The following is a 16318-nucleotide window of genomic DNA, read 5'->3' as shown; positions in this document are numbered from 1 at the left end:
CTTCAGATCCTTTAACAGTTAAAGAGGTCTGCATTTTGTTCGGGTTTATGCCGCAAATCGCGGGGGGAAATTGTCTGACGTCGTCCCCCCCCCGGAAAATTAATCTCCAAATGGTAGCTCCAGCGGATTGACCACATTACGCCTCACGAAATCTCGTATCGCTCGAGCTTCCCAAGTTTTCCAGTTTTCCTCGACGGTATGTACACTCAAACAGTGCGCGTCTGCGACCTGCTGGATTGCTTCCTCAATGGAGAGACCCCCACCCCAATGCTCTTTCGGGTTAGAGAGTATGGCGACATCCCAAGCGCGTTGAAACACATCAGCAGTTTCGGGTCGCCCCGGACTGGGGATGATACCCAATCCGTCATCCACAGTACGTCCGGCAGCCAGCTTTCTTAGAAGACCGCTGATTTGCAACTTTTCTGCATCTGAGAGGCTCGAAGCGTCAAGCTTATCCGCAAGGGCAGTAAGTTGACGTTTGTAAGGAAGATCCGACTTTCGATTAGGACGGCGGGCCATCAGTGTTAACCTCTTTGGTTTCGAAAAAGGACCATTTTCGCATCGTAGGGATTGTGCGCTATGTAGCCTGCCCACTGCTCCATTAGCTTGGCACGCTTTTCTAGCTGGTCTTGCCGACGATACGCCGCTTCGCTCTTGTCACGGATTGAGTGTGCCAATGCCAGTTCGAGGGTCTCGTTCGCAAAGTTGGTGGTCTCAGCAGCCCAGTCCCGGAACGTTGAGCGGAACCCATGTGGCACATATGCTGCGTAGTCGGGCATTCCTTTAATGACCGCAAGCAATGCGCCGTTCGACATGCCTTTTTTTGCCGCTTGGGTCAGGGAACACGAAATCACACTGCCGACCTGCCAGCATTTCCTGAATGATAGTTGCCGCCCTTGCACTAAGGGGAATGCGGTGCTCGCGACCAGCTTTCATGCGCTCCGCAGGTATGGTCCAAACCTTTGCGGCAAGATCGATTTCATCCCATTTGGCCCAGCACCTCACCGGAACGCGCAGCAGTTAGTATCAAGAACTCAAAGGCTTTGGGGCTAATCCCGTTCTTGGCCCGCAGCGCCTGCACAAAGGCGTGTATCTGCTGATATGGTAGGGCTGGCTGGTGTCTTACCTTCGCGATCTTGCTAGCCTTGGGCAGCAATTGGCCCAATCCGCCCTTTAATGACGCAGGGTTATCGCCTGACCGCAGTTTGCGGGCCTTTGCCCAATCAAGAACCGTCTCGATGCGCTGCCTGACACGGGTCGCTGTTTCTGTTTTCGTCATCCAGATGGGTTCGAGAACAGCGAGCACCTGCTCCATCGTAATCTGGTCGACTGGAACCTTACCCAACGCCGGATACACGTAGGTTTCAAGCGAAGCGCTCCACTGGTGCTGGTGCTTTTTGTTTTTCCACTCGTGCTGCTTTGCGGCGATGCATTGGGAAGCCACCTGTTCAAAGGTCAGCTTATGTTTCAGTCCAACTAAGCGGTTATGCTTCTCCGCATCTCGCTGATCTTTGGGGTCAATCCCGCTAGAAATAAGCCTGAAGGCTTCGGCGGCCAAAGTGCGGGCATCTGCTAAGCCAACTACTCGTGCTGACCCGATGCCTAACTCCCGCCGCTTGCCGCTGGTCGAGACATGCTCCCAGCCCAGCCGGTTCTCTGTGCAATAGGGGGTGTTCGGCGACATGCTCCCAGCCCAGCCGGTGTATCTGTGCAATAGAGTGGGTTTTGGGGTGCAGCTGGTTCTCTGTGCAATAGCGTACAGTTTGGGGTGCAGCCGGTTCTCTAGCTATATGTGGTGTTTGGTGGCTAGCCCCGTTTCCCCGCTTGTGAAGGGTACGGAAAAGTGGTACGGAAAGCACTCAATCAACAAAGAAGAAACAACGCAAATTCAGTGATATAGGGTGCGGAATAGTCGAATCCCTCCCTCTCCGCCATTCTTCTCCATCCTCTGCACGGAAGCCGTCGGTCAACGGCTCAAACTCTGGCAAAGATCCAGGTCGGGAATGCTGATCGAACGCTGAGCAGGGTTAGTGAGAAAATCGGCGATGGCCGCGGCGTAACCAGCGTCCAGACATTGCCCGGTTTCTTCACCGAAGGGCGATCGATATTGTCGTTTGTCGCCATCCGGACCGGCGGGGTCGGTGGATCGGTATAGCCGTGGAGCCACTTGCCGTTTTGGCTGAACGACATGATCGGGCGGTAGTCATTGGCTTGCTGTGCATCGAGCAGGCGGTCCGTCATATTGTCGAGCATCACCCAACGATCTGCCAATGTCACCACCAGCACCGCATGATCAGCATTTCTGACAAGGTCGCGCGCAACTACCAGCCGCATCTTGTCTCGCTTTATGCCGAGCGCGGAGAGCAGTTCCATCTTGGCAATGGCAAAGTCTTCGCAATCGCCGGCACCGCGCTGCAATGTTTCGCTGGCAGTCGCCCAATAATCGGCGCGGCCATAAATGTCCCGGTCTTCGCCAAATTCGATGTTGCGGTTCACCCAGCGGTTCACGGCTTCGACCTGCGCGGCCAATCCGCTGACACGAGGTGCGCCGGTGGTGCCCAACAGGCGCGCTACTTTTGTGCTGCCTCGCTTTGCGTTTACCGCCGACCATTTTTGATCGAACGGTGTGCTCTCTATCGCAATCGACATTGAACCCAGGATGGCATTTTCCGGAACCGCTATCGTCGTTGCAGAGGTAGGCCGGAGCAGCAATGCCGACGTTTGCGAGCATGCATTACGAGCCGTCTGGGGCAACCCTGTCGGTGCAATCGCAACTGCGGGTGCCGTTATGGAAACTGAGGATCTGCCAGCTTGAGCAAGCCGCATTTGGTCCAGCCTGCTGAACTGGCCGCCTGATGTGGTTTCGACATTGCTTGCCGACCAAGGGCTCGCAGCTGGTTCAACATTGCCAAGCGGCGATATCGCTATCTGTGCCGGCAGGGCAGGCAGCGGAAGATTGCAGCGATCCGTCGAAATGCCGTTTGCCGAAAGATCGGTCGACTGCGCCATCGCCTGGGCAGGCAGGCTTATGAATGCCGCAGCAACCAGAGCAATAACTGCCCGATGATCGCCCCAAAAGGAAGGGCTGCGCCGGCGAGGATGGACCATAGCCATCCACTACATATACCCCGGAAGGGTTAGCGATTCGGTGCCTGCAAATGGTTAACGACAAAGCACTTCGGTTTAACCGATTTGCAACGGCGACAGCCGCGATTGACGTGCCCGCTTGAAGTTAAACCGCGAGGCTGGCCGGACGAGGCTGCGCGCTGCGGAAAGCGTCAAAGCTAGCGGCGATGGTGCGGGCATAGGGGCGCGCGCGATCAGTCAATATGATGCCTTCGTTGCCAAGGTCGATCAATCCACGCTCGATAAAAATCTTAAGGGCAGGGGTCACCTCTGCGATCAATTCTGGTGCTATCGGGCCGCTGCGGCCTTCGCACAATATGCCTTCGATCAACCGGGCGCGTTCCCGATCGTTGCTGGTCAGGAATATGCCGCGTGACGCCGACGGTCGGCCCGCATGGGTCCGTAACCGGTACAGGCCATTATTCTTTTCATTCTGTACGATGCGATCAGGAAAAAGGCTGATCGCGCTGGCACCCAGTCCGACAAGAATATCGTGGGTATCATCCGTAAATCCTTGAAAATTGCGATGCACCCTTTGTTCTGCTGCGGCTATGGCGAGTGCGTCTTCGGGAAGCGCGAAGTGATCAAAACCGATCGGCACATATCCGGCAGCGGTCAGATAGCCATAGCCGAGCGCTGCCATTTCGAAGCGTTCATGCAAACCGGGCAACTGACTGCCGTCGATCCGGCGCTGGCGCGGGATCATATGGGGTAAGTGGGCATAGCCGAACAGTGCGATCCGGCTTGGACGCAGCGCCAGTGTCTCGGTGAGTGTATCTTCCAGATCGGCGAGTGTTTGGCCGGGTAAGCCGTAAATCAGGTCGAAATTGATTGCGTCGATGCCGGCTCGGCGCAGATCGGCAACACCCTGCGCCATCAGTTCCTTTGGCTGGATGCGGCCGATGGCGCGCTGGATGTGGTTGGAAAAGCTTTGCACCCCCATGCTGACGCGGGTGAGGCCGCAAGCTGCAAGGGTGAATGCCCATTCGGCGTTGAAATTGCGCGGATCAACCTCGATCGACACTTCTTCATAATCGGGTTTGAGCAATGTCTGGATACGGTCGCACAGGCGGACAAAATCGACGGGAGAGATAGCGTTGGGGCTGCCGCCGCCAAAGGCAAGCCGCCTAACCATGGCACGGCCATTCAATAGCCCAGCAACCGTTTCAATCTCTTTTTCCAGCGCGGTCAGATAGCTGTCGAGCCGCTGTTTGTGTCCGGTCGCGCCAGTGTTGCATCCGCAATACCAGCAGATCTTTTCGCAGAATGGAATATGGGCGTAGAGCGATACGCCGGTGCCGACCTTCACCTTTGCGAGGCCATCTTCCATTGCAGCCTCCCCGACCTCATCATGAAACTCGGCAGCTGTGGGATAGCTGGTATAGCGAGGCACCTGCCGTGACAGGAGGTCTGGATAATATGGCCACATGACGCCCCTTGTCGTTGCTGCAGCGGTAAAATCATTGATCGAGGTCAATGCAATGCTGAGCTGCAGCGCTGAATAAGCCTGTGTCGATCAAGACGCAGGAGAACCCAAATGGCTAATGCCAACATCGGAAATGCCGACCGGATTGCACGCATCATTTTGGGTGTGGTGCTGATTGCTCTGGTCTTCGTTGGGCCGAAAACAGCATGGGGTTGGATCGGGCTTGTGCCCCTTTTGACCGGGCTGGTTCGTTGGTGCCCTCTCTATCGGCTGATCGGCGTCAACACATGCGGAAAAGCATGAACAAACGCTCACAGGGAGTATGATATGAGCAGTAAGTCAAAAGCCCTCTCCGCCCTTTCTCTGATGCTCGCCGGCATGGCGGCAACCCCGGTGATGGCCGAAGCTGGCGACACCTTCATTCGCGTCCGTGGCATCATGGTGGCGCCGAATGAAGACTCGACCGGCATTACGCCCGCATTTCCGGCCGAAACGGTCAGCGTCAACAATGCCGTCGCTCCCGAAGTCGACATCACGCATATGTTGACCAACAATTTCGGCGTTGAACTGATCGCAGCGACGACCAAGCACAGCATTTCAGGCACTACCGGCACGACCGGTACCATCGGCAAGCTGGCCTCTACCTGGGTGCTGCCGCCTACGTTAACGCTGCAATATCATTTTGCGCCCGAAGCCAAGGCGCGCCCCTATGTGGGTGCCGGGGTCAACTGGACTTTGTTCTACAAGGAAAAAGCGTCGAACGGCCTTGAGGCTGCAGTCGGCCAGACAAATGTTAATCTTTCGAGCAGCTTTGGCTGGGCCGCGCAGGCCGGGATCGATATTGATCTGAACGAGAAGATGTTCCTGAACCTCGACGTCAAATATATCGACCTTGATACCAATGCACGGCTGCGCACCACCGCTGCTGGCATTCAACGCGTGGGCGTGGACATCAATCCATTCGTGTTCGGCGTAGGCGTCGGCTTCAAGCTCTGACGCTGGGATAACAGCTCCTCCAGCTGGGGCGGGACGTAAGTCCCGCCTCTTTTTTGGGCAGAACGGTTCTAATGGGCCGCGCATTTGGGCGGCAGGCAAAGTCACTTTGCCTATGAAAGACTGGGGCAACTGAAATCCAGCTAAGCTTCTGGTGATTCAACAGCAGCCTTCGTTTTGGCCCTGTTGTTTTTTACGCCGGTCGCCGGCTGCGTGGCAGCCTTTCTTGCAGCATTCATGCCCCGTCGGCATCGACGGATCGGCTGGAATATCGATGCGGCTGCTCCCGCCCATGCAGGTTGGCACGATCATCATCCGGCCTTGTCCTGCCACCGGGGCAGGCGCTGCCAATGCCAGGCTGGATATCAGGGCGACTAAAAGTTGCGTCCCCTGTTCAAACATCGGCGGGGCCATCATCATCGATCAAGATCCGAAGCGCTGCGCCGTCCAGATCATCAAACTGGCCACTTTTCAAAGACCAGAAAAAGGCGCCGAGACCCAATAGGCCAAGGCCGAGTGCGATCGGGATCAGTAACGCTATTCCGGTCATTTTGCGGCCCCTTTCAAGCGCAATGCATTGCCGACGACAATGATCGACGAACCGGACATTGCGAGCGCGGCGATCAGGGGCGTGACAAGGCCCGCAATGGCCAACGGCACTGCGATTATGTTATAGCCGATTGCGAGGATGAAATTCTGCCGTACAATCCGTTGTGTTGCGCGGGCCGCCCGAACGGCAATAGGGATAGGGGAAAGGCTGTCGCCCAGGAAAACGGCGTCCGCGGCGTTCTGGCCCGCATCGCTCGCAGAAGCCGGTGCCATCGAGGCATGGCCTGCAGCAAGCGCTGGACCATCATTCAATCCATCACCGATCATCAGCACCTTGTGGCCCGCTGCACGCAGTCTTTCGATCGTGTCGAGCTTGTCTTGGGGGTGCATGCCGGTTTGCGCCGTCAGGCCAAGCGCGTGGGCGACAGGTTGCACTGCATTTGCCCGATCGCCCGAGACGATGCTGCTATCAATCCCTAGATCGTGCAATTGCCGCAGGCTGTCCAAAGCATCGGGGCGAAGCCGGTCTTCAAACTTCAGCAGCGCGATAGGGCATGAACCACGCATATATTGTACCGCAAGCGATGGGTCGGTGCCGCTTGTGTTCGGACGTTGCAGGCAAACCTTTTCTATACCGGCAAATCCCTCCATGCCATGTCCTGCAATTTCGCGAATGTCGTTCAATGCTGCGGCGGCCTCGCTTTTGGCTTCCAACGCGCGGCGTATCGCCTGGCTTAGCGGGTGCCGGCTTGCCCGCGCCAACGCCAGCACCATGGGTCTGTCGGCGACGGGGAGAGTTTCGAGGTTGACCATTTCGGGCCGACCCACCGTCAAGGTTCCGGTTTTGTCAAACAGGGCGCGGTCAACCTCTGCCAGTCGTTCGAGCGCCGAACCGTCCTTCACCAATATGCCGCGTTTCATCAATGCACCGGCGGTGACGATCTGCGCCGCGGGAACCGCAAGGCCAAGCGCGCAGGGGCAGGTGATGATCAACACGGCGACGGCTATCAGCAGCGATTGGTGCCATCCGGCACCGGCAAGCATCCAGCCTGCAAAACTCAGCAAAGCCAAAAGATGGACGGCCGGCGCGTACCAGCGCGCGGCGCGGTCGGCGATCCGCACATAACGCGATTTGGATTGGCCGGCATCTTCCATCATCCGGGCAATATCGGCGAGCACAGTTGAGGCCCCCGCAGCGGTGATCCGGATTTCAACCGGCATATCGATATTGAGTGTGCCGGCATAAACCGCATCGCCTTCGTTTGCCGTCACAGGCGTCGATTCCCCGGTCAACAGCGCGAGATCGAAATGCGATCTTCCCTTGGTGACGACACCATCGGCCGCAAGCCGTTCACCGGCGGCCAGGAGCATGACCATATCGGTGCGGAGCGCATCGGCTGCCACCCAGTTGGAGGTGCCGTCGGAGGAAAGGACTAGCGCGCCCGCTGCCTTGTGTTTCAGCAATGCGGTGACCCCGTCGCGGGCCCGATCGCGCATCACGCTATCCAGCCAGCGGCCAGTCAGCAGGAAGAAGAGCAGCATCACTACACCGTCGAAATAGGCGTGTGGCCCACTGACAAAGGTTTCGTGCAGCGACAGCGCCGTTGTCAAGACAACGCCGATGCTGATCGGCACGTCCATATTGGTGCGGCGATGTTTCAGCACACCCCATGCTGAACGGAAAAAGGGCTGCCCTGAATAGGCTATGGTCGGCAAAGCGATCAGCGCTGAAAGCCAGTGGAACAGATCGCGCGTGCCGCCATCTGCTCCCGACCAGACCGATACTGACAGCAGCATGATGTTCATCATGGCAAAACCGGCGACAGCCATGGCTTTCAGCAGGTCGCGGCTGCTATTGTCAGAAAGGGCGGTGATTTCGTTGCCCAAGGGCTGCGATTCAAAACCCAGCGAGGCAATCGCCCGCTGAATGTCGGGAATGGTGGTTTCGGGCAAATGGCTGATTGTTATGCGCTTCGATGTGAAGTTGACCCGTGCGGCGACAATCCCTGCAACCTGCGGCAAGCCTGTTTCCAGTTTGGAAATGCAGCCAGCGCAGCGCATTCCCGGGATCGCGAAATATGTTTCCGGCAATGCCGTTATTGCTGCGGGTGGGGGCGGGGCGTTCATTGCACGTCCGCGATCATTTTGTAATGGTTGCCATCACGGCTGATCTTGACCTGCAGCAGCCACCGCCCGTCCGGCACGGGGGCAAGCGAAACATAGCGGCCGATTTCGTCCGGCTGGAATTGCAAATTGCGCGCGGGGGTCCGGCCCAGCGGATGTTCGGCTTTGGCGCGCACGACAAAATCCTTGCCGGGTACGCCATGGTCGCTGACCATGACCGAAATCCGTCCATCGTCGAATTTGGTAACCGTTGCCGTCCAGCCCAGCTTCGCTTCGCGATCGGCCTGTTCCAACCAGCCATTATATTGTTGGCTGGCAACATAGCTATTGTCGACGACCGTGCCGCCAAAGCTGCCAATTGCTTGTTTTGCCATGTAAATATTGACGGCGATCACAATGCCGAAAAATCCGATCAGGATCGCCGCCATATGATATCCGGTAAAGGGTTTGGGGGTCATTTGGATCATTGTTTATTCTCCGGCCGTTCGAAACGCACGCTGTCGCTATCGCCCCGCTCATTGCCGGTGAGAGCGATTGCCTCGATTTCAAAGTCGGTGCGGGCAGGGCCGGCAGAGGGGGCCGCCACGAACAGCCTTACTTTTTGCACGCTGTCCGGTGCGACCGAGACCTTCACCCTATGTGATGCAGTTTCGCGGCTGCCGTTTGTGGTCCAAGCGACCGCATCGGGCAGTCCCTTGATCACCAGTTCTACTTCCCGGGGACGGGTTTCCATGTTGCGAACTTTGACGGTGTAGTTGTTGCGGATCGCCCCGTCCGAAAGCTGGACGAACAAGGGGTTGCGATCATGCTGAATAGTAAGGTCCAGCCGGGTCCGTTGCCCGAGCGTGAACAGCATGGCGAGACCAATTGCGCTCCAGATCCCGAAATAGACCAGCGTCCTCGCGCGAAAGAGGGTTTTGAGGACAGACTGTGCCTTGCCGCCCGCCTTTTCGGTCGCGACATCGTCCAGCGTCAGATAGTCGATTAAGCCGCGCGGACGGCCAACCTGTTCCATCACCTTGTCGCAGGCATCAATGCACAAGGCGCACGTGATGCAGCCGATCTGGGGTCCTTCGCGAATGTCGATTCCGGTCGGGCAGACTGCGACGCATTGGTTGCAATCGATGCAGTCACCAAATTCGCCGGGTTGTGCCTCGGCCTTTTTGACCGAGCCGCGCTGCTCGCCGCGCCAATCGCGATAGGTGACGATCAACGACTTTTCGTCCATCATGGCGGTTTGGATGCGCGGCCAGGGGCACATATAGATGCAAACTTGTTCGCGCATGAAGCCGCCGAAAATGAAGGTTGTGGCAGTCAGTACGGCGACCGTGGCATAGGCCACCGGTGCAGCATTGCCGGACCAGAAATCCCGGGTCAGCGTTGGTGCATCTGCAAAATACATGATCCATGCGCCGCCGGTCCAAAAGGCGATGAACAGATAGATCACCCATTTGGTCAGCCTTTTTGCGATTTTTTCCGGGCCCCATGCCGCATTTTTCAAGCGGATCTGGGCGTTGCGATCCCCGTCGACAAAGCGGTCGACATGCTGGAACAGATCGGTCCAGACGGTTTGCGGACAGGCGTAGCCGCACCATGCGCGCCCGACAGCGCTGGTGACCAGGAACAGGCCGACACCGGCCATGATCAGAAGTCCGGCGACATAATAAAATTCGTGCGGCCAGATTTCGATATTGAACATGTAGAAACGACGATTGGCCATATCGACCAGAACGGCTTGGTCGGGGGCGTAGGGACCCCGATCCCATCGTATCCATGGCGTGACATAATAAATGGCAAGCGTGACTGCCATGATTGCCCATTTGAACCGGCGAAAGAAACCGTCGACCGCCTTTGGATAAACGCCCTTGCGCGCTTCGTAGAGAGGATCGCTAAGGCCTGTCAGATCTTCAAGGTTGGCCATTGGCCCCATTCGCCTCCCTTTTGGCAGCGACGACGGGGGGCGGCACGGCTTCACCGCCGCCCAGTGAGTGGACATAGGCGGCAAGCATCTTGATCGTCGCCCGATCAAGTTTGTCGTTCCAGCGCGGCATCACGCCTTGGCGGCTGAGGCGGACGGTTTGTGTGATCGTTGCCGGATTGCCGCCGTAAAGCCAGATATTGTCGGTCAGATTGGGTGCACCAAATTGGCGCAGACCCTTGCCATCGACGCCATGGCACGATGCGCAATTGGTGGCGAACAACTGGGCCCCTTGTGTATTCGGTTTTGCCTTGCCGGACAGGGATTGCACATGGCTGACGACAGCCGAGATTTCTGCAGGCGCGAGTATCCCCCCAAAGGCGGGCATGGCCGATGCGCGGGTTTCGGGATGATCTGGATTGCGGATGCCGTGCAGCAAAGTATATTCGATCGCTGCAATGTCTCCGCCCCACAGCCAATCGTCGTCGTTCAGGTTGGGATAGCCTTTTGATCCCGACGCGCCTGATCCATGGCATTGGACGCAATGCACCTTGAACGCGGCCGCACCGCCAGCAACGGCGCCCTGATATAGTTTCTGGTCGGCGACCAGTTGTTCCACCGGCATTGCCGCCAGAGCATTGACCAATGGCGCACGCTTGGCGTCGGCTTTGACCATTTCATCGGCGAACTGGCTTCGGCTGGTCCAGCCGAGGACGCCTTCGGTCGCGCCATGGATCAGCGGCCAGGCTGGGTAGAGGATGACATAGGCCAGCGACCAGATGATGGTCAGATAAAAGGTCCACAGCCACCAGCGGGGGAGGGGTGTGTTGAGTTCCTCAATCCCATCCCATTCATGCCCGACAAATGCGGTGCCCGTAGGCTGGTCGATGCGTTTGTCGCTGTCAGTGTGTGTCTTGGCCATTGTCGTCTTCCTTGAAGATCATGTTGGCGGCGTCGTGATGGACGCGACCTGCCCCTTTGCGGAATGTCCATCCGACAAGCCCCACGAAAAGGAGCATGGTGAATAAAAGTCCCCAACTGTCGGCAAGGTGGCGTGCGGTTTCGTAGGTCATTTCGTCACCTCCGCGTTGCGCACTTGCTGCGCTGCCGCTTTTTTGTGATCGACCAGCGTCCCCAGCATCTGCAGATACGCGATAAGGGCGTCCATTTCGGTGATCCGCGAAGGATCTCCGTCAAAATCGCGGACCTGAACCTTCGCATAGCGTTTTGTAAGGCCAGCGCTGTCGGCATTGGGATCGGCCTGTGCCCGCAGATCGGCATTGGCTTCTGCAATGGCTTCCTTGCTGTAGGGCACACCCACATGGCTCAGCGCTTTTAACTGGACCGACATATCGCCTGTATCCAAATCGCGTTCGGCCATGAAAGCATAAGGTGGCATGATAGATTCCGGGACCACGCTGCGCGGGTCCTTGAGGTGCATGCGATGCCATTCATCCGAATAACGTCCGCCAACGCGGGCAAGATCGGGGCCGGTACGTTTCGATCCCCATTGGAAGGGGTGATCGTACATGCTCTCGGCCGCGAGGCTATAGGGACCATAGCGCTCGACCTCATCCCGAAAGGGACGGATCATCTGGCTGTGGCAAACATAGCAGCCCTCGCGAATATAAATGTTACGACCTGCCTGTTCGAGAGGGGTGTAGGGGCGCATCCCGTCCACTTTTTCGATGGTTGAATCTATCCAGAAAAGCGGGGTGATCTGAACAAGGCCCCCAATCGCCACCGTGATCAGCGCGAACAGGCCAAGCAGGGCAACGTTGCGTTCCAGCTTGCCATGGTCGATGTTGAGTAACGCCATTGCTATCGCTCCTTATTCGGCAGGCACGGCAACCGCCGGGCGGTCCGCTTCGGGATTGTGGGGGGTTTCAGTCATCGGCAGTTCTTCGCGCAGCGGGCCGCCAATGATGGTCTTCCAGATGTTGACCGTCATCACCAGGGCACCAATCAGATACAGCAGGCCACCAAAAGCGCGGATCAGATACATCGGGAACATGGCGTCGACCGTTTCGACGAAGGAGTAGACGAGGTAACCGTCAGCCCCATATTCGCGCCACATCAGGCCTTGCATGATGCCCGATACCCACATTGCGGCGGCGTAGAAAACGATGCCGGCGCTGGCGAGCCAGAAGTGCCAGTTGACCATGCGCAGCGAGTAAAGGCGTTGGCGGTTCCACAGGCGGGGTGCGAGGTAGTAAAGGCATGCAAAGGTGACCATGCCGTTCCAACCCAGCGCGCCGGAGTGGACATGGCCGATCGTCCAGTCGGTATAGTGTGACAGGCTGTTTACGGCCTTGATCGACAGCATCGGCCCTTCGAAGGTCGACATGCCGTAGAAGGCCAAGCTCATCACGAACATGCGGATGATTGGATCGGTGCGGATCTTGTCCCATGCACCGTTCAGCGTCATCAGGCCGTTGATCATGCCGCCCCAACTGGGCATCCACAGCATGATCGAAAACACCATGCCCAGCGTCTGCGCCCAATCAGGCAGGGCGGTGTAATGCAGGTGGTGCGGCCCGGCCCAGATGTAGAGGAAGATCAGCGACCAGAAGTGGATGATTGACAGGCGATAGCTGTAAACCGGCCGTTCCGCCTGCTTGGGGACGAAATAATACATCATGGCCAAAAAGCCTGCGGTCAGGAAAAATCCGACCGCATTATGGCCATACCACCATTGCACTAGCGCGCCTTGTACGCCTGCAAACACGCTATAGCTTTGCGTGCCGACAAGGCTTGCAGGCAGCGACAGGTTGTTGACGACATGCAGCATAGCCACGGTCAGGATGAAGGCGAGGTAAAACCAGTTGGCCACATAGATGTGCGGTTCCTTGCGCTTTACCAACGTGCCGACAAATACCGCCAGATAGGAGACCCAGACTATGGTCAGCCACAGATCGACATACCATTCGGGCTCTGCATATTCCTTGCCCTGGCTGACACCGAGCAGATAACCGGTGGCGGCGAGCACGATGAAGAGCTGATAGCCCCAGAAGACAAACCGGGCGAGGCTGGGGAAGGCGAGCCTCGCCCGGCACGTGCGCTGCACCACGTAAAAGCTGGTGGCGATCAGCGCATTGCCTCCGAACGCAAAGATCACCGCAGATGTGTGCAGTGGCCGCAAGCGTCCGAAAGTGGTGAATTCAAGATTGAAATTGAGCGCCGGGAAGGCGAGCTGTAACGCGATTAAGAGCCCGGCGAGAAACCCGGCTAGCCCCCAGAAAATCGTGGCGATGACGCCCCAGCGGATGAGATCGTCATCATAGGTGGAGGCCTTTTGCGGCGAGAGCGCAGGGAAGCGCTGCGTAACAAAGTCAAAACCGCTGGTTGACCCCAAAAGGGCCAGCATTGCCGCAATGGCGACAATCGCCATGTGGACGGAAAACGCCCAGTCGTTTGTTGCGGCCATTGCCAAAAGAGCAAGAAATGCGGCGGCAAGCCACGCGCCGCCACGTGCCAATATCTGTTCCATAAAACTTCCCCGAACCGCGCCTATCGCGGTTCCGGTTCAACCCGTGGCATGGTGTCGGCGTTGCCGCTTTGATCTGAATCAATTGCGGGGGCAAAGTCGGTCTGCCGTCTGTTGTTGGCGCTGCTTTACGTTACGGTTTCTTGGATTAGCACCGGTTGTGCCCCTCTCACTTTTGGCGGTTGTTGATTTGAGCCGCTTCCAACAGTCTGCTGGCCGGAGAGAAGATTGGCGCATGGGATACCAGCGCCACATGTCGGGAGGAGACTGTTATGACGAAGTCGCTATTGGTTTTGGCGTCAACGGGGGCGATGGCTTTTGCGCTTGCAACGCCTGCGTTCGCCCAAGAGGCGCAGGACGATTCGCAGCAAGGCATTCGCGAGATCGTTGTTACCGCACAGAAGCGAGAGGAAAGCATCCAGGATGTGCCGATCGCCGTGACAGCGCTTGATCAGGAGATGCTCGATTCTGCGACCGTGGAGGACCTTCGTGATCTTGCTGGCCGGGTGCCCAGCCTTGTCGTTGACAGCGTGGGGGCGGGCCCGAGTGCAGCTGCGATCTCAATCCGCGGTATTTCGTTTGAGGATATTGAAAAGAGCTTCGATCCGGCGGTCGGCGTCGTTGTCGACGGCGTTTTCATCGGTACCAACACCGGCCAGCTGCTTGATTCGTTCGACATGGAGCGCCTTGAGGTGCTTCGCGGGCCGCAAGGAACGCTGTTCGGCCGGAACACCATCGGCGGCGTGATCAGCGTCACCCGTACCAAGCCCACTGAGGATGCCGGACTGAAGGCGCAGGCCGCCTATTCGACCTTTAACACAAAACGCGGCCGTGTTATTGTCAATAGCGGTAAGCTCGGCGATGTCATCGCGCTCAAGGCATTCGGTTTCTATGACAAGACCGACGGCTACTACCGCAACGTCACCAAGAACAAGCGCGAAGGGGCATATGAAGTGCTCACCGGGGGTGTGACCGCTTTGATTGAGCCTTCGGAGGGCATCACTGCGCAAATCACCTATGAGCATATGCGTGAGCGCGGTGAAACCATCGTTGCCCCGCTTTCGGAGCGCGGCAAGGACCTTATCTGCCTCGCCGCAGGTGCGCCGGGCTTCTCGCCCGCTGCTGAATGCGGCCGCGGCTTTGCAGGCCTGTACCAGACCTATTCGTCAATCGCGACGCCGGTCAGCAATGACACCGATGCCATCAGTGGCACGATCGACGTCGATCTCGGGGGTGATTTCACACTGACCTCGGTGACGGGCTGGCGCAGCAACGATGAATCGGTGCGGCAGGATTTCGACGCCAGCTCGGCCAATTTCTTCGACACGCTCCGTCAACAGCAATATGAACAGTTCAGCCAGGAACTGCGCATTGGCGGCGATGTAAGCGACGGTATCAACCTATTGGTCGGCGGTTACTTTTTTGACAGCAGCTATCAGCTTGACCAGTCAACCAATTTCGGTGTGGTGCTGGGTCAGGGATCGACTGCGGTGCTTCGCCAGGTTGTCGACCATTCTTCCAAATCCTATGCCGGTTTTGTCGATGCCCGCATCGACCTGACTGACAAGCTGAAGCTGGGCGTCGGCGCACGTTACACCCGCGATAAAAAGAGCATCTTCAACAATTATGGCCGTATCGGTGCACTTGTTGGTTTCACTTTGCCGAGCTTTACCGGCGTGGAATGTGTCGGGGTGGTCGGGACCGTGTCTCCGGCCCCGGGTGTTGTCCTGCCACGCTACGCTGCAGCAAATAATTGCAACGGCAGCGAAAGCTTCGGGAAAATGACCTATCGGGCCAACCTCGATTACGAAATTGGCGACAACAAGCTGCTCTACGCATCTTTGTCCCGTGGTTTCCGTTCGGGCGGCTTTAACGGTCGTTCATCTGGCCCGACCACACTTGGCCCCTACAACCCGGAGCTTGTTGATGCCTATGAAGTCGGCCTGAAGGCCGATTGGCTCGATCGCATGCTGCGCACCAACTTTGCCTTCTATTACACCAAATATGACAACAAGCAGGAAGAGGTCGTCCAGCCTGCACCTCCGGGATCTTCGAGCCCGCAGGAAACCGTGGTGAAGAATGCATCGTCGGCCGATATCAAGGGCTTTGAAGCCGAACTGACGGCGCAGCTTTCCAACGAGCTGACCTTCAATGCTTCATTCTCTTACACCGATGCAAAGTATAACCGCTTCTTCAACGATGTGGTCGGCCTGACTGCTGGCAGTGCGGCAGACGGCATCCCGGACGATGTGTCGACCTTGACCTTGCGCCGTGCGCCCAAGGTGCAGTGGGCAGCGGGCTTCAACTACAGCCGTGATATCGGGGCAGGGACACTGGATTTCTCGACGCAGTTGCGTTTCCAGAGCAAATACCAGACCTGCCTGGGCTTGAACCCGCCGCGCATCCCGGGAGCGATCCGCAATGACGATCGCTGCCAGACCGAGAATCGTGAAGACCTCACGGCGCAGCTTGGCTACACCTTCCCCATTGGCGGCAATGGCGAGGAATTGAGCCTGGCGGTGTTCGGTCGCAACTTGACGAACAACAAGGGGCTTTCCGCAACCTTGCCGGTTGCAGGTCTGTTCACTTTCGGCACTGCACGTCAGCCGCGCACCGCGGGCGTGCAACTTGGCCTCAAATTCTGATCAAAAAGAACAGGCGATAATCGGGGCACCTCCATGGCAGATGGAGGTGC

The 16318-nt window shown here is 57.6% G+C and carries 16 protein-coding genes; 3 read left to right on the top strand and 13 right to left on the bottom strand.

Annotation, left to right across the window (positions count from 1 at the left end; genetic code table 11):
* Nucleotides 1–99 precede the first annotated feature (99 nt).
* The 5 genes from RSE16_10995 to hemN form a co-directional block, all read right to left on the bottom strand.
* A complete protein-coding gene (locus tag RSE16_10995) occupies nucleotides 100–519 on the bottom strand; it encodes a hypothetical protein (protein ID WRH75230.1) in 420 nt (139 codons plus the stop codon).
* Nucleotides 520–524: 5 nt separating this feature from the next.
* Nucleotides 525–815, bottom strand: coding sequence for a hypothetical protein (locus RSE16_10990; protein ID WRH75229.1), 291 nt, complete (start codon nucleotides 813–815; stop codon nucleotides 525–527).
* A gap of 164 nt (nucleotides 816–979) precedes the next feature.
* Nucleotides 980–1684, bottom strand: a complete 705-nt coding sequence (locus tag RSE16_10985) for a hypothetical protein (protein ID WRH75228.1) — start codon at nucleotides 1682–1684, stop codon at nucleotides 980–982.
* A gap of 290 nt (nucleotides 1685–1974) precedes the next feature.
* Nucleotides 1975–3108, bottom strand: a complete 1134-nt coding sequence (locus RSE16_10980) for a transglutaminase-like cysteine peptidase (GenBank protein ID WRH75227.1) — start codon at nucleotides 3106–3108, stop codon at nucleotides 1975–1977.
* Between the two features lie 124 nt (nucleotides 3109–3232).
* Nucleotides 3233–4555, bottom strand: a complete 1323-nt coding sequence (hemN, locus tag RSE16_10975) for an oxygen-independent coproporphyrinogen III oxidase (GenBank protein ID WRH75226.1) — start codon at nucleotides 4553–4555, stop codon at nucleotides 3233–3235.
* 108 nt (nucleotides 4556–4663) lie between these two features.
* Here hemN and RSE16_10970 point away from each other — a divergent pair, with 108 nt between their 5' ends.
* Together RSE16_10970 and RSE16_10965 are read left to right on the top strand one after the other, a co-directional pair.
* A complete protein-coding gene (locus RSE16_10970; protein WRH75225.1) occupies nucleotides 4664–4855 on the top strand; it encodes a DUF2892 domain-containing protein in 192 nt (63 codons plus the stop codon).
* 24 nt (nucleotides 4856–4879) lie between these two features.
* Nucleotides 4880–5548, top strand: coding sequence for an OmpW family outer membrane protein (locus tag RSE16_10965; GenBank protein WRH75224.1), 669 nt, complete (start codon nucleotides 4880–4882; stop codon nucleotides 5546–5548).
* 391 nt (nucleotides 5549–5939) lie between these two features.
* Here the strand turns inward: RSE16_10965 and ccoS are convergent, their stop codons facing one another.
* From ccoS to ccoN, 8 genes are read right to left on the bottom strand one after another with little or no spacing between them, the layout of a single operon-like run.
* Complete coding sequence (gene ccoS / locus RSE16_10960) at nucleotides 5940–6095, bottom strand: cbb3-type cytochrome oxidase assembly protein CcoS (protein ID WRH75223.1); 156 nt, start codon at nucleotides 6093–6095, stop codon at nucleotides 5940–5942.
* Nucleotides 6092–8221, bottom strand: coding sequence for a heavy metal translocating P-type ATPase (locus RSE16_10955; protein ID WRH75222.1), 2130 nt, complete (start codon nucleotides 8219–8221; stop codon nucleotides 6092–6094). Before RSE16_10955 ends, ccoS begins: the two co-directional genes overlap by 4 nt.
* Nucleotides 8218–8685 carry a FixH family protein gene (locus RSE16_10950; GenBank protein WRH75221.1) on the bottom strand — a complete coding sequence of 156 codons (468 nt, stop codon included), beginning with the start codon at nucleotides 8683–8685 and terminating at the stop codon, nucleotides 8218–8220. Before RSE16_10950 ends, RSE16_10955 begins: the two co-directional genes overlap by 4 nt.
* Nucleotides 8682–10139: a cytochrome c oxidase accessory protein CcoG gene (ccoG, locus tag RSE16_10945; protein WRH75220.1), complete on the bottom strand. Its 1458-nt coding sequence runs from the start codon at nucleotides 10137–10139 to the stop codon at nucleotides 8682–8684. The genes RSE16_10950 and ccoG overlap by 4 nt, the downstream gene beginning before the upstream one ends.
* The gene (gene ccoP / locus RSE16_10940; protein WRH75219.1) at nucleotides 10126–11058 is read right to left on the bottom strand and encodes a cytochrome-c oxidase, cbb3-type subunit III; all 933 of its coding nucleotides are present in this window, start codon (nucleotides 11056–11058) and stop codon (nucleotides 10126–10128) included. Before ccoP ends, ccoG begins: the two co-directional genes overlap by 14 nt.
* Nucleotides 11039–11209, bottom strand: a complete 171-nt coding sequence (locus tag RSE16_10935; GenBank protein WRH75218.1) for a cbb3-type cytochrome c oxidase subunit 3 — start codon at nucleotides 11207–11209, stop codon at nucleotides 11039–11041. The genes ccoP and RSE16_10935 overlap by 20 nt, the downstream gene beginning before the upstream one ends.
* Entirely contained in the window at nucleotides 11206–11955 is a 750-nt protein-coding gene (ccoO, locus tag RSE16_10930) for a cytochrome-c oxidase, cbb3-type subunit II (GenBank protein WRH75217.1), read from the bottom strand. The genes RSE16_10935 and ccoO overlap by 4 nt, the downstream gene beginning before the upstream one ends.
* A gap of 12 nt (nucleotides 11956–11967) precedes the next feature.
* A complete protein-coding gene (gene ccoN, locus RSE16_10925; GenBank protein WRH75216.1) occupies nucleotides 11968–13626 on the bottom strand; it encodes a cytochrome-c oxidase, cbb3-type subunit I in 1659 nt (552 codons plus the stop codon).
* Nucleotides 13627–13895: 269 nt separating this feature from the next.
* On the opposite strand from ccoN, the gene RSE16_10920 reads away from it, so the two are divergent.
* Nucleotides 13896–16268, top strand: a complete 2373-nt coding sequence (locus tag RSE16_10920; GenBank protein ID WRH75215.1) for a TonB-dependent receptor — start codon at nucleotides 13896–13898, stop codon at nucleotides 16266–16268.
* Nucleotides 16269–16318 lie beyond the last annotated feature (50 nt).

The sequence above is a fragment of the Sphingobium sp. genome, assembly GCA_035196065.1.
Taxonomy (GTDB): Bacteria; Pseudomonadota; Alphaproteobacteria; order Sphingomonadales; family Sphingomonadaceae; genus Sphingorhabdus_B; species Sphingorhabdus_B rara.
The sequence above is the reverse complement of the archived record's forward strand: the minus strand, read 5'-3'. Positions and strand labels throughout refer to the sequence as shown.